Annotated in this window: 25 protein-coding genes; 9 read left to right on the top strand and 16 right to left on the bottom strand. The window is 31.5% G+C overall.

Annotated features, from left to right (window positions below; genetic code table 11):
- Window positions 1-83: 83 nt before the first annotated feature.
- Complete coding sequence (locus BWZ22_RS08495) at window positions 84-1244, top strand: VWA domain-containing protein (protein WP_076699324.1); 1161 nt, start codon at window positions 84-86, stop codon at window positions 1242-1244.
- A 35-nt stretch (window positions 1245-1279) separates the two neighbouring features.
- Here BWZ22_RS08495 and BWZ22_RS08490 read toward each other — a convergent pair whose 3' ends face one another.
- Window positions 1280-2284 (bottom strand): type IX secretion system membrane protein PorP/SprF, encoded by a 1005-nt coding sequence (locus BWZ22_RS08490; protein WP_076699323.1) that lies wholly within the window; start codon window positions 2282-2284, stop codon window positions 1280-1282.
- A 178-nt stretch (window positions 2285-2462) separates the two neighbouring features.
- Here BWZ22_RS08490 and BWZ22_RS08485 point away from each other — a divergent pair, with 178 nt between their 5' ends.
- The 5 genes from BWZ22_RS08485 (at window position 2463) to BWZ22_RS08465 (ending at window position 7030) form a co-directional block, all read left to right on the top strand.
- Entirely contained in the window at window positions 2463-3365 is a 903-nt protein-coding gene (locus BWZ22_RS08485) for a NifU family protein (protein WP_076699321.1), read from the top strand.
- A gap of 86 nt (window positions 3366-3451) precedes the next feature.
- On the top strand, window positions 3452-3652 hold the full coding sequence (locus BWZ22_RS08480; protein WP_076699320.1) for a dodecin family protein: 201 nt from the start codon (window positions 3452-3454) through the stop codon (window positions 3650-3652).
- Window positions 3653-3779: 127 nt separating this feature from the next.
- Window positions 3780-5816 carry a thioredoxin domain-containing protein gene (locus tag BWZ22_RS08475; protein WP_076699318.1) on the top strand — a complete coding sequence of 679 codons (2037 nt, stop codon included), beginning with the start codon at window positions 3780-3782 and terminating at the stop codon, window positions 5814-5816.
- Window positions 5813-6166: a DUF1304 domain-containing protein gene (locus tag BWZ22_RS08470; protein WP_076699317.1), complete on the top strand. Its 354-nt coding sequence runs from the start codon at window positions 5813-5815 to the stop codon at window positions 6164-6166. The genes BWZ22_RS08475 and BWZ22_RS08470 overlap by 4 nt, the downstream gene beginning before the upstream one ends.
- Before the next feature lie 51 nt (window positions 6167-6217).
- Window positions 6218-7030 carry a mechanosensitive ion channel family protein gene (locus tag BWZ22_RS08465; protein WP_076699315.1) on the top strand — a complete coding sequence of 271 codons (813 nt, stop codon included), beginning with the start codon at window positions 6218-6220 and terminating at the stop codon, window positions 7028-7030.
- Here BWZ22_RS08465 and tsaB read toward each other — a convergent pair.
- The 14 genes from tsaB to cyoE form a co-directional block, all read right to left on the bottom strand.
- A complete protein-coding gene (gene tsaB / locus BWZ22_RS08460) occupies window positions 7027-7698 on the bottom strand; it encodes a tRNA (adenosine(37)-N6)-threonylcarbamoyltransferase complex dimerization subunit type 1 TsaB (RefSeq protein ID WP_076699313.1) in 672 nt (223 codons plus the stop codon). The two genes, BWZ22_RS08465 and tsaB, sit on opposite strands and share 4 nt — an antisense overlap.
- A gap of 1 nt (window position 7699) precedes the next feature.
- Entirely contained in the window at window positions 7700-9055 is a 1356-nt protein-coding gene (locus BWZ22_RS08455; RefSeq protein WP_198027665.1) for a TolC family protein, read from the bottom strand.
- The gene (locus BWZ22_RS08450) at window positions 9039-10166 is read right to left on the bottom strand and encodes an efflux RND transporter periplasmic adaptor subunit (protein ID WP_076699312.1); all 1128 of its coding nucleotides are present in this window, start codon (window positions 10164-10166) and stop codon (window positions 9039-9041) included. The genes BWZ22_RS08455 and BWZ22_RS08450 overlap by 17 nt, the downstream gene beginning before the upstream one ends.
- 14 nt (window positions 10167-10180) lie before the next feature.
- The gene (locus BWZ22_RS08445) at window positions 10181-11425 is read right to left on the bottom strand and encodes an ABC transporter permease (RefSeq protein WP_076699310.1); all 1245 of its coding nucleotides are present in this window, start codon (window positions 11423-11425) and stop codon (window positions 10181-10183) included.
- 2 nt (window positions 11426-11427) lie between these two features.
- Entirely contained in the window at window positions 11428-12657 is a 1230-nt protein-coding gene (locus BWZ22_RS08440) for an ABC transporter permease (protein WP_076699309.1), read from the bottom strand.
- On the bottom strand, window positions 12650-13351 hold the full coding sequence (locus BWZ22_RS08435; RefSeq protein WP_076699307.1) for an ABC transporter ATP-binding protein: 702 nt from the start codon (window positions 13349-13351) through the stop codon (window positions 12650-12652). Before BWZ22_RS08435 ends, BWZ22_RS08440 begins: the two co-directional genes overlap by 8 nt.
- A gap of 86 nt (window positions 13352-13437) precedes the next feature.
- Window positions 13438-13656, bottom strand: coding sequence for a hypothetical protein (locus BWZ22_RS08430; RefSeq protein ID WP_198027664.1), 219 nt, complete (start codon window positions 13654-13656; stop codon window positions 13438-13440).
- A 1-nt stretch (window position 13657) separates the two neighbouring features.
- Complete coding sequence (locus tag BWZ22_RS08425) at window positions 13658-14188, bottom strand: DUF420 domain-containing protein (RefSeq protein ID WP_076699304.1); 531 nt, start codon at window positions 14186-14188, stop codon at window positions 13658-13660.
- The gene (locus BWZ22_RS08420; RefSeq protein WP_076699303.1) at window positions 14181-14927 is read right to left on the bottom strand and encodes an SCO family protein; all 747 of its coding nucleotides are present in this window, start codon (window positions 14925-14927) and stop codon (window positions 14181-14183) included. The genes BWZ22_RS08425 and BWZ22_RS08420 overlap by 8 nt, the downstream gene beginning before the upstream one ends.
- A gap of 4 nt (window positions 14928-14931) precedes the next feature.
- Window positions 14932-15651 carry a hypothetical protein gene (locus BWZ22_RS08415; RefSeq protein WP_076699301.1) on the bottom strand — a complete coding sequence of 240 codons (720 nt, stop codon included), beginning with the start codon at window positions 15649-15651 and terminating at the stop codon, window positions 14932-14934.
- A gap of 93 nt (window positions 15652-15744) precedes the next feature.
- A complete protein-coding gene (locus tag BWZ22_RS08410; protein WP_076699300.1) occupies window positions 15745-16125 on the bottom strand; it encodes a cytochrome C oxidase subunit IV family protein in 381 nt (126 codons plus the stop codon).
- Window positions 16126-16151: 26 nt separating this feature from the next.
- Window positions 16152-17135: a cytochrome c oxidase subunit 3 gene (locus BWZ22_RS08405; protein WP_076699298.1), complete on the bottom strand. Its 984-nt coding sequence runs from the start codon at window positions 17133-17135 to the stop codon at window positions 16152-16154.
- Window positions 17136-17281: 146 nt separating this feature from the next.
- Window positions 17282-17863 (bottom strand): cytochrome c oxidase subunit 3, encoded by a 582-nt coding sequence (locus tag BWZ22_RS08400; RefSeq protein WP_076699297.1) that lies wholly within the window; start codon window positions 17861-17863, stop codon window positions 17282-17284.
- A 2-nt stretch (window positions 17864-17865) separates the two neighbouring features.
- Window positions 17866-18693 (bottom strand): heme o synthase, encoded by an 828-nt coding sequence (gene cyoE, locus BWZ22_RS08395; RefSeq protein ID WP_371326825.1) that lies wholly within the window; start codon window positions 18691-18693, stop codon window positions 17866-17868.
- A 367-nt stretch (window positions 18694-19060) separates the two neighbouring features.
- Here cyoE and BWZ22_RS08390 point away from each other — a divergent pair, with 367 nt between their 5' ends.
- The 3 genes from BWZ22_RS08390 to BWZ22_RS08380 all read left to right on the top strand — a co-directional run bounded on the left by BWZ22_RS08390 (window position 19061) and on the right by BWZ22_RS08380 (window position 20838).
- On the top strand, window positions 19061-19408 hold the full coding sequence (locus tag BWZ22_RS08390; RefSeq protein WP_076699294.1) for a helix-turn-helix transcriptional regulator: 348 nt from the start codon (window positions 19061-19063) through the stop codon (window positions 19406-19408).
- Between the two features lie 76 nt (window positions 19409-19484).
- Window positions 19485-20486: a permease gene (locus tag BWZ22_RS08385; RefSeq protein ID WP_076699292.1), complete on the top strand. Its 1002-nt coding sequence runs from the start codon at window positions 19485-19487 to the stop codon at window positions 20484-20486.
- Between the two features lie 10 nt (window positions 20487-20496).
- On the top strand, window positions 20497-20838 hold the full coding sequence (locus tag BWZ22_RS08380; RefSeq protein ID WP_076699291.1) for a hypothetical protein: 342 nt from the start codon (window positions 20497-20499) through the stop codon (window positions 20836-20838).
- Window positions 20839-20901: 63 nt separating this feature from the next.
- Here BWZ22_RS08380 and BWZ22_RS08375 read toward each other — a convergent pair whose 3' ends face one another.
- On the bottom strand, window positions 20902-23001 hold the full coding sequence (locus tag BWZ22_RS08375) for a gliding motility protein RemB (protein WP_076699289.1): 2100 nt from the start codon (window positions 22999-23001) through the stop codon (window positions 20902-20904).
- Window positions 23002-23132 lie beyond the last annotated feature (131 nt).

Here is a 23132-nt window from a genome sequence, read left to right as displayed (position 1 = left end):
TAAACACACTCTTAACTCATTCTTCTTTTTATAACAAAAACCTTGGTTCTAGATTTACAGTGTTAATCAAAAAACAAAATCTTATGAAAATTCATTTAAAAACAATTATTTTAAGTTTAACCATGGTAAGTTTTATGGCGTGTAATGCTAAAAATAAAACACCTAAAGAAACAGCATTAGCTAAAACCAATATTGTTAATACAGAACCCAACAAACAATATATTAAAGTAGCCCTTTTACTAGACACCAGCAATAGTATGGACGGTTTAATAGACCAAGCTAAAGCACAACTTTGGGATATAGTAAACGAGTTATCTTACGCAAAATGTGGCAACAATAAACCAAATTTACAAATTGCTTTATACGAATATGGTAATGACAGACTTAATAGTGACGAGGGCTATATTAGACAAGTTTTAGGTTTTAGTGAAGATTTAGATGACATCTCAAAAGAACTTTTTTCTTTAACCACCAATGGCGGTAATGAATATTGCGGACAAGTAATTCAAACATCATTAAACCAACTTAATTGGGGCAAAAACCCTGACGACTTAAAACTAATTTTTATTGCAGGAAACGAGCCTTTTACACAAGGAAAAGTTAATTACAAAGACGCTTCTGTAAACGCAAAAGAAAAAGATGTTACCATTAATACTATTTTTTGCGGTAATTATAATCAAGGTATTTCTAGCTATTGGAAAGACGGTGCCAAATTAACTCATGGAGATTATATGGCTATAAATCATAACCAAAAAACGGTTCATATAGCATCACCTTACGATGACGAAATTTTAATTTTGAATAAAAAATTAAATAAAACCTATGTAGCCTATGGCAAACGTGGTGCTTCTAAAATAGCATTGCAAGCAGAACAAGATAGTAATGCTGGTTATTACAGTAAAGCTAATGCCGTTAAAAGAACAGTAAGCAAAAGTTCTCATTTATATAAAAATAAATCTTGGGATTTAGTAGATGCTGTTGAAGACAAAGAAGTAGCTATAGAAGATTTAAATGATGACGTGCTTCCTGATGTTCTTAAAGGAAAATCTAAACTAGAAATTGAAAACTACATTTTAGAAAAGAAAAAAGAACGAGAAACCATTCAAAAGAAAATTCAAGAGTTAAATGCTAAACGCAGCAAATACATAGCGGCACAAAGCACAAAAACCAATAACGGATTACAAAACGCTATGACTAAAGCTATTAAAGAACAAGCAAAAAAGAAAAAATATACTTGGGATTAAAAAAGAGAGGCTCGTTAAAAACGAGCCTTTTATATTTAATAATTCACTGCAGGACATTTACAATCATAACGTTCACGCCTACATCCAAAGTTAAAGCCTAAAGTAAATTGATGAAAACCACCATTTGTATATACCACAGAATTAGTTTGGTGCGTATACGTGTAAGCAAACATAAAGTTTTTATAATTTACACCTACAAGCGGCGTTATTTGTTGTAGTCTTTGACTATTAATTGTGTTAGAACTAATATATTCTGCCCCATCAAAACTGTTTCTATAAGATAAACCTGCCCAAAGCGTTCCAAAATCCATTTGTTTGTAAACTTTCGCATTTACATCAATTGAAGCTTCTTCTGTAGCATCTCTATATTGTAACATTACTGAAGGTTCATAGCTCCAAGTACTTCCTAACTTTCCAAAAACACCTCCAACAGTAAATAAATATCGTCTTAAATTACTAGTTACATTAGGTTCCTTATTAATCCCATCATTATCTAGAATATTTTTTACAGTTCCATGCGCATAAAAATCTAAAAACTGATAAGAAAACCCAAAATCTATATTAAAATTAGTAGCACTTTGCACAATACCATCAATTGCAGGATCTGGACCATCAAATAAAAACGATGTTTCATCTAATTTATACTGAATAAAACCAGCACTTAAGCCAAAAGAAAGCATATTTAAATCTACTTCACTTCTAGAAAACATAAGATGATGCGCATACGTTACATAAGCACCTGTTTGTGAGTGGTATCCGTTTTTATCAGTATAAACAATACCTCCAATAGCAGAAGGTGTTTCCCCAATACGTCCATTAATACTTAAAGTACTTAATCTTGGAGCGTCATCATGCCCAAACCATTGTTGTCTGCTAGTTAACCTAACCTTAGAACAATTTGCAGCTCCAGCCATAGACGGATGTATTAAATAGTAATTATCAGTAAGATAATCAGTATAAATAGGCAAGCCTTCTTGGGAAGTAGCAATAGTGGTAAATAACACTGCTACTACTAGCATTAATGTATTTTTTAATCTCATAAACTTTATTACCAAGTAGGTTTGGTGTTATACAAACGTCTTGATTATTAAAAAATTACTTTTTAAAAAAAAGATAATTTAGATGTTTACCTTTTTTATCTCATTATTTTGAGATACAAATCCAAATATATGGATATCTATAGTTTTCTTTTAGTATTTTTGCAGAAAATTAGTTGAAATGAACACTTTCAAGGTTTCTGTGCAAGAAACATCAAACAACGCCATAGTAAAATTTGAAGTAAATCAATTTATAACAAAACATCAAAGTTTTGAATTTAGTAATGTTGATGAAGCAAAACCATCGCCGTTAGCTCAACAATTATTCTACTTACCCTTTGTTAAAAAGGTATATATTTCTGGAAACTTTGTAGCAGTTGAACGCTATGATATTGTTCAATGGGCCGACGTACAAGATGAAGTAGCTCAACAAATTGAAGCCTATTTAAATGGTGGTGGTACTGTAATCATTGAAGCCGAAGCTCCTAAAAAAATACCTGTTACAGTTTATGCTGAAGCTACTCCCAACCCATCTGTAATGAAATTTGTTGCTAACAAAAAGATTGTTACTGCACTATTTGAATTCACCTCTATAGATGAAGCAAAATTATCGCCGCTAGCTACAGAATTATTTCATTTTCCGTTTGTAAAAAGTGTTTTTATTGAAGAGAATTATGTATCAATAACAAAATACGACATATCAGAATGGCAAGATATTACTATTGAATTAAGAGAGTTTATCAAACAATTTATTGAAAGCGGAAAAGATGTTGTTTTACCCGAAGCTTCTCAAAAACAACAAAACACCTCAACACAAAAAAACACCCATTTTGAAGCGCTTGATGACACCTCTAAAGAAATAGTTAATATTCTTGAAGAATACGTTAAACCAGCTGTTGCCAGTGATGGTGGAAACATTCAGTTTCTATCATATGATGAAACCACTAAAAACGTAAGCGTTTTACTGCAAGGAGCTTGTAGTGGTTGCCCATCTTCAACCTTTACGCTTAAAAATGGCATTGAAAATATGCTAAAACAAATGCTTCCTGGAAAAGTAGAAATGGTAGAAGCCATTAACGGATAATTTCCTAAACCTGTGACTTTTAATGATTTTTTGTATCTTATTAGTATAAACAAAATAGAAACATTAAATAATTAAAAGACATTATTATGGCAGTATTAAAAGTAATTGAAGTATTATCAAACTCTGAAAAAAGTTGGGAAGACGCCACAAGAAAGGCTGTTAAACAAGCAGCAAAAAGTGTTAAAAACATACGTTCTGTTTATGTTCAAGATCAAAGCGCTAGTGTAAAAGATAATGACATTACAGAATTTAGAGTAAATCTTAAATTAACTTTTGAAGTTGATTAAAAAATCTTTCTAAATTAAATTAAAATTAAGCGTTCATTTCATGAGCGCTTTTTTATGTGTTATATTTAACAAAACCAGAAGCAAAGTAAGCCACCATAAAAGTTACTACTAAGCTATAAAACACACCATGCAACACCAACACACCAATAGTCTTATAAACGAAACTAGTCCATATCTTCTGCAACATGCACACAACCCGGTAAATTGGAAAGCCTGGAATAACAAAACACTAGAAGAAGCAAAAAAAACAGGAAAACTAATACTTATTAGTGTGGGGTATTCTGCTTGCCATTGGTGTCATGTTATGGAACACGAAAGTTTTGAAGACAATTTGGTTGCGCAAGTAATGAATAAACATTACATCAATATTAAAGTAGACAGAGAAGAAAGACCCGATGTAGATCAAACTTACATGAATGCAGTTCAACTAATGACTCGCAGCGGCGGATGGCCACTAAACGTAGTAGCTTTACCAGACGGAAGACCCATTTGGGGAGGCACTTACTTCCCTAAAGAACAATGGTTAAGCGCTTTAGAACAACTAGCCAAACTTTATATTGAAAGCCCAGAAAAACTCTATCAACAGGCTAATAATGTTGAAAAAGGGCTTAAAACTTTAGACATGATAGAGTTAAATACAGATGCCCCTATTTTTGAAAAAGCGTTTATTGATTTGGCAGTAAAAAAATGGTCTGCACTTTTTGATTATCACTTTGGCGGATTAAACAGAGCTCCTAAATTTATGATGCCTAATAATTATCACTTTTTATTAAGATACGCCTACCAAAATAATGACACTAATTTGCTAAATTATGTAAACCATACGCTAACACAAATGGCATATGGTGGCGTATATGATCAAATAGGAGGTGGTTTTTCAAGATACTCAGTTGATAACAAATGGCATGTACCTCATTTTGAAAAAATGCTTTATGACAATGCCCAATTGGTTAGCCTATACTCCAACGCTTATCTTGTAACCAAAAACAAGCTGTATAAAAATATTGTTGAAGAAACCCTAGAATATATTAATAGGGAAATGACAACCAATGAAGGTGCTTTTTACTCAGCATTAGATGCTGATAGTAATAATATTGAAGGTAAACTAGAAGAAGGTGCTTTTTATGTTTGGACTAAAGAAGAACTAAAAACTCTTTTAAAAGAAGATTTCAAATTATTTGCAGATTATTACAATATTAACAATTACGGACATTGGGAACATGGCAACTATGTGCTTATTAGAAAAGATGATGATGAAACTATCATAAAAAGGCATGGTATTTTAAAAGAAAAACTCAACAAAAAAGTCTCTTGTTGGAAAGCGTTACTTTTAGAAACTAGAACTACACGCCCAAAACCAAGATTAGATGATAAAACCCTAACCTCTTGGAACGGACTAATGTTAAAAGGCTACATTGATGCTTATAGGGTATTTCAAAAACAAGAATACCTTGATTCTGCTCTAAAAAACGCCTCTTTTATTGTAAATAAATTAAGAAAAGAAGATGGTGGTCTTTATCACACTTATAAAGAAGGCAAAAGTAAAATAAATGGTTATTTAGAAGATTACGCTTCTGTAATTGAAGCTTTTATTGCATTATATGAAAATACTTTAGATACTAAATGGCTTAACACTTCTAGAGATTTAACCAACTACACGTTCGACCATTTTTTTGACGAAAATAGTAACATGTTTTTCTTTACATCAAATGAAGATTCATTGTTAGTTTCAAGAAATATAGAATATAGAGACAACGTTATTCCTAGTAGCAATTCTATAATGGCTAAAAATCTTTTTAAACTGGGACATTATTTCGATAATCAATATTACACCAAAACAGCCACAACAATGCTAAATAATGTAAAACCAGAAATTATGGAGTACGCTTCGGGCTATTCTAACTGGTTAGACTTAATGTTAAATTACACTCATTCTTATTATGAAATTGCCGTTGTTGGCGCCAATGCAAAACAAAAAATTTTAGAATTAAATAAAACCTATCTCCCAAATAAATTAATTGCAGGAAGCACTCATGAAAGTAGTATGCCTTTACTACTTAACAGGTACATTGCTAATAAAACGCTTATTTATGTATGTATTAACAAAACCTGCAAACTTCCTGTTTCAGAGACTGATATAGCTATAAAAATTTTAAAAGAATGAATTTTATAACAATACTCTTAATTGCTGTTGTAGTCTTAGAACACATTTACTTTTTAATACTAGAAATGTTTTTATGGACTAAACCTAAAGGCATAAAAGCTTTTGGATTAAAATCTAAGGCTTTTGCAGAAGAAACCAAAGTGCTAGCTGCTAATCAAGGTTTATATAATGGGTTTTTAGCCGCAGGTTTAATTTACAGCATTACACAAAAAGAAATAAATATTGCAATTTTCTTTCTAATATGTGTGACTATTGCAGGTATTTATGGGTCTTATTCTACAAAGCAAATAAAGCTATTTTATATACAGGCAATTCCTGCTATATTAGCTTTATTAACTTATTTTTTTTAAGTAGATTTAACATTAAACAACATTTTATAATTTAAACAAAAACGATAGATTATGGATTTAGAAAGATATATTAATATCGCACAAGATTTTATTGTAACATACGGAATTAAGGTTTTAGGAGCCATTGTTATATGGATTATTGGTTCTTGGCTAATAAAAAAGATAAACAATGGCATTGCTAAAGTAATGACTAAACAAAACTATGAGATTAGTTTACAAAAATTCTTACTAAACCTAATTGGGTGGGCCTTAAAAATTCTTTTATTCTTAGCTATTCTTTCTCAGTTAGGAGTAGAAACCACTTCTTTTGCTGCTATTTTAGCTGCTGCTGGTTTAGCTGTTGGTATGGCACTTCAAGGCTCATTAGGCAACTTTGCAGGTGGTGTTTTAATAATGATTTTTAAACCTTTTAAGGTTGGTGATTTAATAGAAGCTCAAGGAGAAATTGGAGTAGTGAAAGAAATTGAAATTTTTACTACTAAACTAAAAGGATTATCTAATAAAGAAATTATTATTCCTAACGGAACTTTATCTAATGGTAATATTGTTAATTATACAACTGAAGGTACACGCCGTGTAGATTTAGTTTTTGGTGTTAGTTATGATGCCGATATTAAACAAACTAAAGATGTTTTAATGAATGTTTTAACTTCGCACCCTAAAGTATTAAAAGATCCTGCTCCTTCTGTTACAGTATTAGAATTAGCCGATAGTTCTGTTAATTTTGCAACAAGACCATGGTGTAAAACAGAAGATTATTGGGATGTTTACTTTGATGTTACTGAAAACGTAAAAGAAGCTCTTGATAAAGCAGGTATTGAAATTCCTTACCCACATCAAGTTGAAATACACAAAGAAGCTTAAGATTTAGGCTTTAAAGCCACAAAATCTTTTAAATAATATGGTTCAAAATAAGCGACATCTTCGGTGTCGCTTATTTTATATTTATTAAAAGCCAAGGCTCCCATTTCATTAGCAGACGGTAATTTTTCTTCAATAAAAACAGTATTAGAATGATTAATTATTTCTTTTGTTTTTTCTACACCACTACCTATAAAATAAACGTTTCCTTGTTCTAAATATTCAGTAAAAGCACTTGCATCTAAAATCTGTGCTTGGGTATCTCTTATTTGTTGATGGTTGCAATTATAAACAGCCGAATATACTTCCTTCCTTCTGGCATCTAACATAGCTACAATTGCTCCTTCTTTACACTGAACTTGTTGTGCCAAAGCATCTAATGTAGGAACTGAAATTAACGGTTTATTTAAAGCAAAAGCTAAGCCTTTAGCCGCAGAAACCCCTATTCGTAATCCTGTATAAGATCCTGGACCTTTACTAACAGCTATTGCGTTTAAGTCATGTTTGCTTACACTTGCTTCATTTAAAACCTTATCAATAAACACATGTAATTTTTCGGCATGTGAATAGCCATTTCTAAAATCTTCTTTTAATGCAATGGTTTTTCCTTCTTTTGAAAGTGCTACCGAACAGTTGGTAGTTGCTGTTTCTATGCTAAGTATTAGTGCCAATTTATTTTGTTAATGGTTTTCCCATGTAAAAGTCTAAAACTTTTGTCTTAAAAACAAAATCATATTTAGCATTTATTAAAGAAGATTGGGCATTAATTAATTGTACTCTGGCTTGTTCTAAATCAAAAGCTGTCATTGCACCAATATCATATCGTTCTTTTGAATTGTTAAATGCTAGTTCTTGAGATGTTAACGCTGTTTTTGCTGCTACATAAGCCTTTAATGCTGCTTGTGCATCTGTATAAGCACTTTGAATATTAGACTCTAAAGTTATTTTTGCTTGCTCTAAATCTAGCTTTCTACTTTCTTCTGCTATTTTAGATTTTGCTACTGATGTTTTATTTTGAAATCTTGAAAAAATGGGAATTCCCACACTTAAATTAAAACTATGCCCTTTATTATTATCTAATTGTTCTAAAAATGCCGCTTCATTATCAATTAAATTAGAATAAAAAGCATTGGCACCAAAACCATAACTAAATGATACACTAGGCAGATAGCCTGCTTTAGAAATTTCGGTTCCCAATTGTGCTGCTTCTATATTTTTTTCTGCTATTTTAATTTCGCTTCTGTTTTCTAATGCATAATTTAAAATAGGTTCTACATTACTATACAAAAGAGCTTCTGAAGGCACATCAACATCAATAATTTGTACATCAAAATTTTTAAATGGCACTTGTAATAATTGCGATAACGATAAAAGCGCTAAATTAAAGTTATTTTCAGCAATAGTAACTTGTTGTGCATCTCTACTTAATGTAGCTTCGGCATCATAAATATTGGCTTTAGGTTGTACACCAGCATCTACTAAATCTTTAACCTGCTGTAATTGTTTTTTACTAAACTCATATTGAGCTTGAGCTGTTTCTAAATTTTCTTTATTAAAAAGTACATTTAAATAAGCATTAACTACGTTTAAAGAAATATCATCTTTTATTCTATTAAGTTCTAATGCCCCTATTTCTGATGATAAATTAGCTTGCTTGTAGGTGTTTAAATTTCTGAATCCGTTAAAAACAGTTTGAGATACGCTAATTCCAAAACTAGTAGAATTACTGGTTCTGTTTGCAAAAATACCTTCTGCCACCAAACTGGTCCCAAAACTTAATCCGTTTGATGCACTAGCGTTTACCGATGGTAAAAACTGCCCTTTAGCAGCTACAATATCTTGCTCATTTGAAAGTAAACTGTTACTGGCTTGCTTTACTGATATATTATTTTCTAAAGCATAGGAAACGCATTCTTGGAGTGTCCATTGTTTTTTTTGTTGCCCAAAACTTAATACTGTAATTAGCAGTGTAAAAAGTGCCATATTGTATTTTTTAAAAGGCATTACTTTTTTATTTATTTTCATCATTATCCTCATCTTCGTTGTCTTTTGATGCTTTATTCCAAACTTTAATTTTATCGCCTAATTTTACCCCTTCTATAATTTCAACATTAATACCATCAGATAAACCAAGTGTTACATTTTGCTTTTTAAATTTATCATCACCCTCTAAAATTTCAACAAAAGGTTTTTCGGTAATTCTGTTGTATTGTAGTAAGGCTTCTCTAATAGCCAAAACGCTGTCTTTACTTTCTATATCAATCTCTGCATTAGCGCTGTATCCTGCTCTAATATTGGTGTTCATTTCAACATCAACATCTGCTTTAATGGTGAATTGAACTGCACCATTTTCTTCAACACCTTTTGGTGCTATAAAGGTTAATTTTGCAGGGAACTCTTTATCATTTATAGCTCCAAGAATTACTTTTATTTCTTTTCCTTCTTCTAATTTACCAACTTCAGATTCATCTACTTTACCTTCAAAAATCATTAAACTCATATCTGCTACGGTAGCAATGGTTGTACCTGCATTGAAATTATTACTTTGAATAACTTGGTCTCCTTCTCTCACTGGAATTTCTAAAATAGTACCAGAAATTTGAGCTATAATATTTGTGTTAGCTGTATTACCTCCAGATAATGAGCCTCTTTTTATTATTTGATAGTCGTTTTGAGCTTGAGCCAAAGACTCTTTAGCTTGATTGAATGATAGCTCGCTATTTTCAAAATCTTGTTTTGAAATGACACCTTTATTGAAGAGAACTTTATTTCTATCGTATAAAATTTTAGCATTATCAAAAGATAATTTAGCTGAAGCTATTCTACTTTTAGCACTCACTAAACTTTGCTCATTAGGTACTACCCTTATTTTTGCTATTAAGTCTCCTTTTTTAACAACATCACCTTCTTCTACAAGAATTTCATCTACAATACCCGAGATTTGAGGTTTTAATTCAACTTCTTCTTCTGGGTTTAGTTTACCTGTTGCTACTGCTTTTGTGTTTATAGAAGTATAAAAAGGTTCTTCTACTTTATATTCTATAACATCTTTAGAATTGGCATCTTTAAAATATTTTAATACCCAAACTAGTAGTAACAATGCTACAATGCCTAAAATGATTTTTACTGTCTTATTCATGCGTTTAAAATTGTTTATTCTTCTCTTAATGCTTCTATTGGTTTTACACTTGTTGCTTTAAAGGCAGGAATTAAGCCTATGAGAGTGCCCAAAATCACCAAAATAACAAGTGACACAAACACAACAATAATTGGTACTGAAGCATTTACTAAAGCGGCTTCCATTCCTTGACCATAAAGTTTATCTATTAAAATTAAAATTAGCCCACCTGTTATTATTCCAAAAAAGCCAGCCATCATGGTTAAAAACACAGCCTCTAGTACTATTTGTCTTTTAATTTCAAATGGTGTAGCTCCTAATGCCCTTCTAACGCCAATTTCCTTAGTACGTTCTTTAATGGTAATTAATAAAATATTACCAATGGCAAATACCCCAGCAATTAAAGTTGCTAAACCTACAAACCATGTTAAAAACTGCATACCTGTTAAAAAACCTGTTACTTTACCAATTTCTTTTCCTGCATTGGCACTGCCTAGAGCTCTGTTATCTTTGGGGTGAATATCATTTAAGTTTTTTAATAATAACTTAGCATCTTGTTCTATTTGTACTATATCATATTCTATTTTTCCTGTTATCATCATCCACCCAATTTTATCTCCTCTATTAAAAATAGTTTGAAATGTGGTAAATGGAATATGCATATCTATTGGCGGCCCCATACTAATGTTAGACGTTTCAAACATGCCAATTACTTTAAAATTTATGTTATTTAATTGTACATATTCTCCTATGGGATTTTCATCTTTTTCAAAAAGTTGTTTATAGATATCTTCAGATAAAACCACTACCTTTTTCTTGTGTTCAATATCATTTTGATTGATAAACCTTCCGTGAATTAGTTTCTTTTTTTCAACTTTATCTAGCAAAGGATAATCTCCTGCAACCCTAAAACTACCCGAAAGAAAATTTCTTACAGCTGTAACTTGGTTTTGATTTCTTGGAACAACAAATTCAACACCTTCTATATTTTCTTTAATTTTTTCAGTATCTGATAAGGCTAACTGCACTCTTCTACCTTCTTGAAAACCTTTAAATGGTTTACCTGTACTTTGCCCCCAAATGAAAACACTGTTAGTTGCAAAATCTCCAAACAAGCGGTTAAATGAATTTTCTAAACCACGGGCTGAACCTAACAGAACTATTAATAGGAGTATGCCCCACCAAACACCAACCATTGTTAAAATAGACCTTAGTTTGTTTTTACTAAAGCTATCAAAAACTTCTTGCCAGGTATCTCTATCAAATAAAAATCTAAACATTTTTAATCATTCCTTAATGCTACAATGGGTTTTATTTTAGAAGCTTTTTTAGCAGGAAAATAACCTGCAATACTTCCGGCTAATATTAAAACTATAGTAGCCCCTATTATTAAGCCTGTACTAACTCCTGGGTCTTTAATAAAATAGGTTTTTAAAGCTGGTGTAGCTAATTCTAAAACTCCTACACCTATTAATAAACCTATATAACCTGCAATAGCTGTTATAATAATACACTCTATTAAAATAATAGAAACAATTGATTTTGGTGTTGCTCCTAAAGCCTTTCTTATTCCAATTTCTTTAGTTCGTTCTTTAACTATAAAAATCATAATATTGCTAATACCTACAATACCAGCTATAAGAGTACCAAAGCCTATTACTAATATAATGGCTCCTAATACAAAATTGAATTGTTCTATATTTTTTGATGCTAATGCCATATTTTGAACCCTAATGGCTCTTTGATCACTTTTTGCTACATCAAATCTTTCTTTTAAATCTTTGGTTATTTCATTACCAAAAGCAATTGCCTGATTATAATTTAACTTAGGGCTGAAGGTTAAGTGCATAAAATCTATGTAATCATTATTACCATAAATTTTTTGCGCTGTTGATATTGGTGTATAAATAACATTTTCTTCATTATAGCCTTCATCATCTGTAAAAACTCCAATAACTTTATACTGAATACCGCTTAAATTAATGTACTTACCTATGGGGTTTGTTTTTAAAAATAAATCATCTTCAACAACCTTACCTATAACCGCAACTTTTGCTTTATTTATAATATCATTTTGGTTAATGTAACGTCCATATTTAATTTGATTATTTTCAATAAACATATATTCTGGGTGTACAGCTCTAACCTGATAATTATTTTTTTCATTTTTATAAGAAGCTGTTACACTTCTATTTACTTTAGAGGTTATATACTGTATTTTATCATTGTATTCATCTAATATATAATTGTAATCTTCATTTTTAAATTGAATACGTCTGCCTGCCTGAAGTCCTTTATGAGCTTTACTTGTTCTTCCAGGATAAATAACTATAGAATTTTTGGCATCTGTACCAAAGGCTTCTTTAAAGGTATTATTTAACCCATTGGCTATACCAAATAATATGGTAAATAAAAGTATAGCAAATGCCACAGTAAAACCAGATAGTAGGCTCCTGGTTCTGTTTTTATTAATACTTTGAAATATTTCCCTCCAAAGGTCTAAATCAAACATGTTGGTTGGCTCTTACTTGGGTTACTTTTTTGTCTTCCATAATTACACCATCTCTTAAGCGAACAATGCGCTTACACATATTAGCAATATCTTCTTCATGGGTTACCATTAATATGGTTTTACCTTCATCATTTAACTGCTGTATAAACGCCATTATTTCATAAGATGTTTTAGTATCTAATGCACCCGTGGGTTCATCTGCTAATAATAGTTTTGGATTTGCAGCTAATGCTCTGGCTATGGCTACACGTTGGTTTTGACCTCCAGAGAGTTCTTTTGGTAAATGGTGCGCCCAATCTGCCAACCCAACTTTATCTAAATGATAGAGAGCCAACTCTTGTCTTTCTTTACGTTTCACACCTTGATAATACAATGGTAATGCTACATTTTCTAGAGCGTTCTTGTAATTAATAAGATTGAATGATTGAAAAATAAATCCTAAAAACTTATTTCTATAAACGGCTGCTTTTTTTTCTGTGAGATTTTTAATTGGCAACCCATCAAGAATATATTCTCCTGAATCTGCTTGATCTAACATGCCAATTATATTAAGCAATGTAGATTTTCCTGAACCAGAAGACCCCATGATTGCTACCATTTCGCCTTCTTCAACAGATAGGTTTATTCCTTTTAAAACATGCAGTTGAGAATCTCCTATTGGATAGGATTTGTGTAATTCTTTTATTTCTAACATTTGTTTTGGTATATGCAAGTCTAACCGACTTAAAAATTAGACTATTTACACAAAGAAATGTTACAGAAAAACACTAAAAATTTACATTATTTTTTTAATGTTCCGTATTTTTTGTAAATAAAAAAAATAATACCTCCCACAAGTATATATGGTATAGCCATTAAGTACACAATACCATCGTTAATTCCCTCGGCAGCACTTTGGGTTTCCTCACTTTCTAAAACTGCTCTACACATAGCGCATTGAGCTTCTGCATCTAGAAAAAAGATGAAAACAAAAAGAAAGAATAGTATAATACGCTTCATTTTAATAATATGGTGAAATCATTATATAAACCACAACACCAGTAATAGCTACATAAAGCCACAACGGAAATGTGATTTTTGCTATTTTTTTATGCCTTTCAATATTATTTGTAATAGCCCTTACATAGGTAATTAGCACAAACGGAATAACTGCTACAGACATAACAATGTGAGTAATAAGAATAAAATAATAAAAATATTTTATAAAACCATCACCTCCAAACTTAGTAGAATCGCTTGTCATGTGGTAAGCTACATACATTAGTAAAAAAAGCGCTGAAAGTATAATAGCGAACTTCATTAAGCGTTCATGTAATTTTATTTTTTTCTTTTGAATTGCAATAAATGCCAACACCAAAACCAATGCGGTTACTGCATTAATACATGCGTAAATTGGTGGCAAGAAAACAGGCATTTCATAATCTATTTTAATTCCAAAAAGAGCAGCAACAGCTAATGGAATTACAACTGATAATACAACTATTAGTTTATTATATTTTTTATCGTTGGTTGCGTTCTCTAAATTACTCATTAAGTAGTTTTTTTATATCTTCTTTTAAATCGCTTATTTGTTCTTTTTGCCCCTCGTCATTAACTTGCTCTTCCTCTGAGGTTATTCCTTCATAATAAATAATAGGATTTCCTGCTTCATCTTTTCTAGAACGAATAAACCCATTTTTATCAATTAATGCAAAATTACCAGAATGTTCAAAACCGCCCTCTACATTTTTATTTTCGGCAGCATAAATGTAAAACCCTTCATTTGCTAATTTATAAATAGCATCTTTTTCTCCAGTTAATAAATTCCAGTTAGAATTTGTGATACCATAAGCTTTGGCATATGCTTTAAGAACTTCGGGTGTATCGTGTTCTGGGTTTATGGTGAATGATGCTACTCCAAAATTTTCAAAGTCTTTAAATTCATTTTGAATTTTAACTAAATTCTGATTCATTCTTGGGCAAATAGTAGGACAAGTTGTAAAAAAGAATTCTATAACATATACTTTACCTTCATAATCTTTATTGGTAATTGTTTTCCCGTCTTGATTGGTAAAACTGAATTCTGGCACTTTTTTATTGCCATTTACTCCTGGTATAAAAACCAAATCTGATACTTTTGTGGTTTTCTCATTAGCATAATCGGTTCTACTTTCTTGCCTAGTTACATCACCTTTTGTAATTCTATCTACAATTTTGGGCACAAAAATGATTCCGAAAACTAGAATAATAAAGGCAATGCCTATGTATGAATAGTTTGTTTTTTTGCTCATTTTATCAATTAATTTTTTCCACTTTTAAATCGTTAGCACGTCTAATATCAGAATTGAATTCACCTTTTCGTTTCTGTCTGTATTCTGTGAATAGAATACGCATATCTTCACTCATTTTGTTTTTTATGGTTGCTACTTCAATGCAGTTATAGGCATTTAACCCGTAAATTGGTTTGTTTTTTTCTAATTCATTATCGGTTCTGTCATCAATACGCCCACGCTGATTTAATTCTTTATCAATTATAAAAACATCATTAGTTGCTAGAGTAGTATCTAAAGAGTTATTAGATTTTAAACTTGTATATAATTTATGGATAGCTTCTGGTTCTCCATACACAAAATGCCAGAATTTTAAATCTTCATACTGACTTATTTCTTGCTTTAATTTTTCTGCTATTTCTTCGGAACCTTTAGGAACTACTATTACTATTTGAAATTTTTTAAACCCTTTAAACTTATCGTATACTAATTCCTTTAAATTTGAAGCTGCTGTAGAATGGCTCATAGGATTAGCGCCTAAAAATCCTAAAACTGTTATTTGATTTTTAAGTACAACTGGTTCCCCGTTATTAACTGAAAATTGTTTTAATTCTAAAACATTTTCCTTTACAATATCTAACGGATTATAATTGTGGGTAGCCGGATATAACATTAACAAAAACGTTACAGGCAGGAAGAATAAAACTCCTAAAATAACATATCGGCCAACTTTTTTTAAATCCATTTTGTTTTTACTGTAAATAAATTACACAAAAATAAAAAAGGTGGTTCTTATAAACCACCTTCTTAACTTATATTTTAGTATTTAATTGCTTAATTAAAAATCTCTTTTAATATATCCATCTCTGTATACATCAAAAATATAGCTACCTTCTTGTAACAAGATGAAAATTAAATAAAGTATTAAGAAAATACCTGTCCATACAACAGCGCGTCTTAAACCTTTTGTTTCATCGCGCATGTGCATGAAATCCCATGTAATATAATACGCTTTTACTATGGTGAGGATGATGAATATCCAGTTTAAAAGTTTCATTCCTAAAACTTTTGCCATAGACCATTCTGGTTTTACAATTCCTAAACCAACTTCTATTGCTGTTACAACAGATAATAAAATTAAAACTCCCCAAATTTTTTGAGTATTGCTTTTAAATTTTATTAGTCCTCTTAATATTGCTAAATTATGTGCGTGTGCCATTTTTTATTTAATCTTATTTTGATGAATTAAACTAGGTAGAAGAAAGTAAATACAAATACCCAAACTAAATCTACAAAGTGCCAGTATAACCCCACTTTTTCAACCATTTCGTAACTCTTACGTCTTTCGTAAGTTCCCAATACCACATTAAAGAAAATGATGATATTGATAACCACACCTGAAAATACGTGGAATCCGTGAAAACCTGTAATAAAGAAGAAGAAATCTGCAAATAATGGCGAGCCATATTCATTAACATGAAGGTTAGCTCCTTCAACAACTGCCACACCATTAGTTTTAATTTGTTTTAAAGACTCTGCTCTAGACAACACAGTTTTTTGCCCTTCTTCATTTAATATTTGTGTTCTTACTAATATATTATCATTAGCTTCTAAACCGCGAATTACTTCTTCAACAGTATAGGTTGGTAATGCATCTTCAGAAACAAACCATAATCCATTCTTTCTTTCTTGCTGAGTTCTTTCGGCATGTGTATCTGCTATGGCAAAATCTCTTAGAGCAACTCTATGCCCTTCTGTATCTACAAATTGTAAAATATTACCACCTTTTGTTTGAATAGCTCCATAGTCTCCTTTAATAAAAGTAGCCCATTCCCAAGCCTGAGAACCAACGAAAATTAAACCACCAATGATGGTTAAAAACATATATAAAGTAACTTTAGCTTTATTTAAATGATGACCAGCATCTACCGCTAAAACCATAGTTACCGATGACATAATAAGCACGAAGGTCATAAATGCTACATATATCATTGGTAATTCTTGACCATGCAGAAATGGTACGTGCGTAAACACCTCATCGGCAATTGGCCATGAATCTATAAACTTGAATCTTGAAAATCCGTAGGCTGCTAAAAAGCCTGAAAAAGTTAATGCATCTGAAACGATGAAAAACCACATCATCATTTTACCGTAACTTGCTTTTAACGGTTCATTACCGCCTGCCCAAGTTTTTCCTTCTGCTTCAGCATTTACAACTGTAGTACTCATATATAATGGTTGTTATTTAAAAGTTGCACAAAAATAATCATTTTATTTATCTAACGAAATATAACCTTTAAATTTTAAACAATGATAAATATCAGTTTCTGAAATTTATAAAAACACGTATATATTTCTATTAAAATATCAATATGTTACCTTACAAAATATAGGAATAAGAAGAGATAAACCCACAGAATATCTATAAAATGCCAAAAGGTAGCAGCTAATTCAAACCCAAGTAAATTTTGTGCATCATACTTTTGTTTAAAATGATTATAAATTACCACTAGCAAACAAATTAAACCTGCAATTACATGTAAAATATGCACAATGGCTATTAAATAGATGTAAGACATGGTTACATTACTGGTTGGTCCTGTAAAATTATAACCTAAATCTATGATTTGTTGAAATCCTCTAAACTGAAAAACTATAAAGGTAATTCCTAAAGCAAGTGTTATTAACAACCAAAGCGTTGTGCTTTGTCTATTGCTTTGTTTTAAAGCTTTTTTAGCCATTATAAAAGTTAAACTACTAATTACAATTATAATGGTACTAATAATAAACGCGTCTGGTAATACAAAATCTTTTAACCAATCTGGTCTGGAGCTACTTACAATAAAAGCGCTTGTCCACCCCATAAAAGACATGATTAATGAAATGATGCCAAACCAAAGCATCATTTTTTTGGCTCTAGCTTTTTTTTCGTTTGGTGTTCCTTGGGTTAAATCCATAGTTATGTTAAAAATTTATCTACTACGTACACTATTTGAATGAGCGTGATATATAATACGCTAGCAAGCATTAACTGTCTTGCAGCTTTTGCGGTCATTTCTTTAAATAATCTAATTGCAAAATTTAGCATCACTAAACCAAGTGCAAAAACTATTATAGCAGCAACAATAGATAAGTGTAATTTACCTGTAAAACCAAATACTGGGATAATAGACACTATAATAGTCCAAATAGTATACATAATAGTTTGTACTGCAGTACCTTTATCTCTTTTACCCGTAGGAAGCATTTTAAATCCTGCTTTTTCGTAATCATCATACAAAAACCAACCTATAGCCCAAAAGTGCGGAAATTGCCAAAAAAATTGTAAGGCAAAAAGCGTTCCTGGTTCTATACCAAAATTATTTGTTGCTGCTACCCAACCTAACATAAAAGGAATAGCACCTGGTATAGCCCCAACAAAAACAGCTATTGGTGTCATTGTTTTAAGTGGTGTGTATACACAAGCGTATAAAAATATAGATACAGCACCAAACATAGCTGTTTGCTTATTAATAGTATATAGAATAATAATCCCTAAAAGGGTAAAAATTGAAGCAATAATAAAGGCCGAAGTAACAGATATTCTTCCTGCTGGAATGGGTCTGTTTTTGGTACGTTTCATTAAAGCATCTAAATCTTTCTCTATTATTTGATTAAACCCGTTTGAAGCACCTACCATAAAATAACCTCCTAAGGCTAATAAAATAAGTGTTTTAATATCTATAGTTTCAACACCCAACAAATAACCTGCAAGCGATGAAAACACAACACTTAATGACAAACGCATTTTAGTGATTTCTTTGAAATCTGAAATTATTGAAGGGGATGCTACCGAAGATTTAGACCTAGCCAATGCTCTATTGTGTTTTGCGAGTGCAAAGATACTCTATTAAAGTATTTTAGCAATAGGTTTTAAATTGAAATTAAAATTTAGCTTAGACGCTACTCTAGAATTAGGGCTTTCTCTACTAGTTTTTCCTAGACAAGCAATCTCAAATGCACCTCTCAATATTCTAAGCGGCACCAGCTTGACAAATACAAGATTTCCTTCCTTACTTCTTTCTTAAAACAAGCATTTTTTCATTTAAAAATAAATTATAAATTTGCAGTTGTTAATCATATGCAAAATAACACATATGAATTAATACTTAATTATGGATGATTACTTAAAAATATTTAAAGCTTTATCAGATAAGACCCGATTAAAAATCATCTGGTTGCTTATCAATATTAACGAAAAAATATGCGTGTCTGAAATAGTGGAGGTCTTAGATGTGTATCAATATAACGTATCGCGCCATTTAAAAATATTAAAAAAAGCTCATCTAATTGAAGAGGTAAAAGAAGGCAAATGGGTGTTTTATTACCTAAGCCCCATGAAAACCGACTTTGAACAATTAATAAAAGAAACCATAAAATCCATACCAGAATTGTATATGACAAAAGAAATAAACACCTGCAAATCGTTATTGGCAAAACGAGATAAGCAGTTTAACGAATAAGCCAAAACAAAATATATTTTTTTGTCTTAACATATGCGTTTTTACGCATATAATAAAAATAATTAAATTACATATCATGAACGAAAAATTAAATTTAGCATTAGAGGAATTTATTCACGTGGGTCTTGTTTTAGTAATAGTAATTGCATTGGTATCTGTTGTTACAGGGCTAATAAGGGCATACATTCCACAAGACAAACTACAAAAACGATTATCGAAAACAGGTAAGTATGGCGGACTAATGGGAGCCCTATTAGGTATACCCACACCATTTTGTAGTGCCTCAATGGTTCCCGTATCTATGGGCATGGTAGAAATGGGCGCACCTTTTGCTATGGTTTTTTCCTTTTTGCTTTCGGCTCCATTAGCCAATTTTGTGGTGGTTGGTTTTATTTTAGGCGTCTTTGGCTGGAAAGTGGCCTTGGTTTACTTCCTTATTGTCTTTATAGGCGCCATTCTTTTTGGAACACTTGTTGGAAAGACTTCCATTAAAAACGAAGTAAAAAGAATTAGTTTCGATAAGAAAACATCCAACGCTAGTTGCTCATCACAACAAACAACCAGCTGTTCGGAAGCGCCCCAACCTTCCAACGTTTGTGGAAGCACTCCAAACACTTGCGGAACAACAGAGACACCAACCAATACTTGTGGGCAGGTTGCGGCTTCTAATAACAAACTCAAAGAAGCCCTAACTTTTGGATGGGCACTGTTTAAACGTATTTTACCTTATGTTCTGCTAGGTGCAGTAATTAGTGCTGTATCGGCAGTGTTTGTACCAGACGCTTGGGTGCAAAAACACCTAGGAAATGATAGCCCTTTGGCCATCCCAATTGCTGCCGTTATAGGTGTACCGTTATACTTACGAATAGAAATGGCTATTCCCATATTAAAAGCACTTATTGTAAAAGGAATGAGTATGGGAGCAGCCATGGCATTGATTATTGGAGGTACTGGAGCCAGTTTGCCAGAAATAGCAATCATCTCTTCTATGCTAAAACCTAAAGCAATTATTGCCTTTGTTATTTCGGTAATGGTAATGGCTATTGTAGGAGGCTTTATTTTTTACTTGTTCTTTTAAACACCAAACCATGGGAAATATCACCAGTTTTATAAAATCGGTTGTTAAAGCTTGCCCTTACACTTTATTAGGTAAAAAATGTGTAAATGTTGTAAAACCAAATTCAGCTAAACAGAAAGCATCAAGTTCCAAGGCAATATCATTAAGTAAAAATATAAAAACAGGTAGAAATATTGTGCTAATAGGCGTGTTTTGTCCTTTTTTTTGGTTTGCTATCCTTAGTGGTGCTAGCAAAGACTTTATCATACTTAATGCCATACACTCTGGCTTTGTGGCAGTCTTTGGTCTACTAGTAATGCTTGTTAATTATTTAAGGCTACATTTTTACAAACAAAGGATAAAAAGGTATTAGTCTATGCCTTGGTTGAAAATGCAAATGCATTGATTTCCCTGATTTTTAACCAAGGCATATTGCCTAAAAATCAAAATACCAATTAAATAAATCTGTTCTCAGTCCAAAATTAAACCACAGAGTATTATTGTCAAAAGTTGTAGTTGTGGTTGCGCTTGGGTTGAAATTTCTAACGGTAATATCGGTAAATATTTTCAAATTAGATGCTGGATTAATTAAGTAGCCTGCTTGTAAATTGGCATAAAATGATTTGGTTTTTATGCCTTGCCCTACTTCAACACCTGTATCAAAGGGTCGGTCGTTATAATCTCTATAAATATCGCCACCATAACTATAGCCATCGGTTCCATCATTATAATCAAGTCCTCTATTTCCAAATATAAATTTAGCATCGGCAAACCATCTGTCTAATTTATAACGTCCAATTAAAATAAACTCACTAAAATTAGCGCCCCATAAATGTGCTAAAGACTGGTTATTGTGCCCGTAATTTAAAACTATAGTATTATGTGAGTAGGTGTATGGACGCACGCGGTTATACTCTACCTGTAGCAATAAATTATCAACTTTAAATGCATTATAGTACTTTAGACCTAATTGATAGCCGTATTTATTTTTCCAACTTTTTTCACCACCTTTTATATCGCTTAGCGAAAATTCATCTAAAATAAATTGTCCGTAAGCATTAATATTATCGGTAAATTTGTATTTAGCCGAAGCTCCCAACAAAGCATTTCCTGCACCTTGCCCAGTTTCAAACTCAATGGCTCTGTAAAAAATGATAGGATTGAGGTAGTTAACATCAAAACCTCTATCGTTACTGTTAGTCCAAAGTACCGATTCAAACAATCCTAAATTAAAACGTTTAAAAACATTCCAACTTAAATAATGGTTGGCAACATATTTTGTTAAAAAGGCTTTATCTTCTACAACTTCATCCCGAACATCTTTCAACCACATAAAGGTATTAGTGTACTTTAATTTCCAGAATTTGGTGTTTAATTTTAAAAATGGATGCGGACTAGCAACATCACTTAATAACAGTGAACGATAACCATCGCCTATAAAATTTTTACCATGACCAAATTGAATATTTAAAAATTTTGCTGGTGAATATGATAAATATGCTTCGGCTACAGGATAATCATAAGAATCTGTTTTAAATCGTTTTGCTATACCACGCCCAGGAATTATTGCGGGGTCTGGACCAAAAGCTTTTAAACTTTCGGCGTATCTGTTTACATAATCGGCAAAACGCCCTTGACTTTCAAAAACTGCCGAATAGAAATTGAATTTTTTACCTAAACCACCTTGAATTACAAATCCACGAGTATTATTATAGGTTGAATTAAAATCGGCATCAGTATCTTTTCCTACTTGCAAATCGAAGACTGGATCTATAGTAAACCAGTAATCTTTACTTTGAAGTTGCACTAAATGTTCATTCCACAGTTTTTTACCTGCCCATGTTTTGGATTCTTTTTTAAGGTCTTCGTATTCTTTTTCAAAATTATGATATTCTGAAACTTCGGAATACAAAAATGGTTTAGAAGCAGTATGACTATTGGCTCCAATAACATTTATAGCTCTATCAAATTTGGCATAATCGCTATGAACAAACTGTATATTTAATTCACTTGAAAAACGCTTGTTGCTATAGGGTTCTAATCCTTTTTTAACATTATCAAACTCTTGTTTAGCGGCTGTTTCTAGCTTAGAAACTTCTTTCTCGGTTTGTAAATCTGCAGTGTTAGGCGTTTGTTTAACTAAAGGGATTTGTATTGGAATAGAATACTGTTTAAATGTAGGTCTTCCGTTATAAGTTGCTGGGGTTATTTTTGGTAACTGTTTAAAAACACGTTTTGCTTCTTCCTTTAATTCATTATAAAAAGCATCTACATAAATTACTTTAAAGTTTCCGGTTTTATCAACCTCAAACAATACGGTGATTCTGCCTTTATAATTCTCATTAATTACAATTTGTGGTACCTTAAAATTTTCATAAATATGATTAAAAACATTTCTATCAAAACACATTTGCAATGAGTCTATTTCTGTACCACTACAATTAGAGAAAACAGGAGGTTTTTCGTTTAAAAACTTGTCTTGTGCATACCCATTAAATTGAACTAAAAGTAGGAATAGAACAATGCGTTTTATCATGGAAAAAGATTAAGAATTGATTTAAAGTTGAAAGATAGCACATTTTAAGTAATCATTAAGAAAACATGAACAAAGAAAAACCGCTATCGGTTGATTTGATAACGGTTTAAGTTTTGAAAAATTATTTTTGC

The organism is Seonamhaeicola sp. S2-3, from assembly GCF_001971785.1.
Lineage (GTDB): Bacteria > Bacteroidota > Bacteroidia > Flavobacteriales > Flavobacteriaceae > Seonamhaeicola.
Note: the sequence above shows the minus strand (reverse complement) of the source record. Positions and strands in the feature narration are given on the sequence as shown.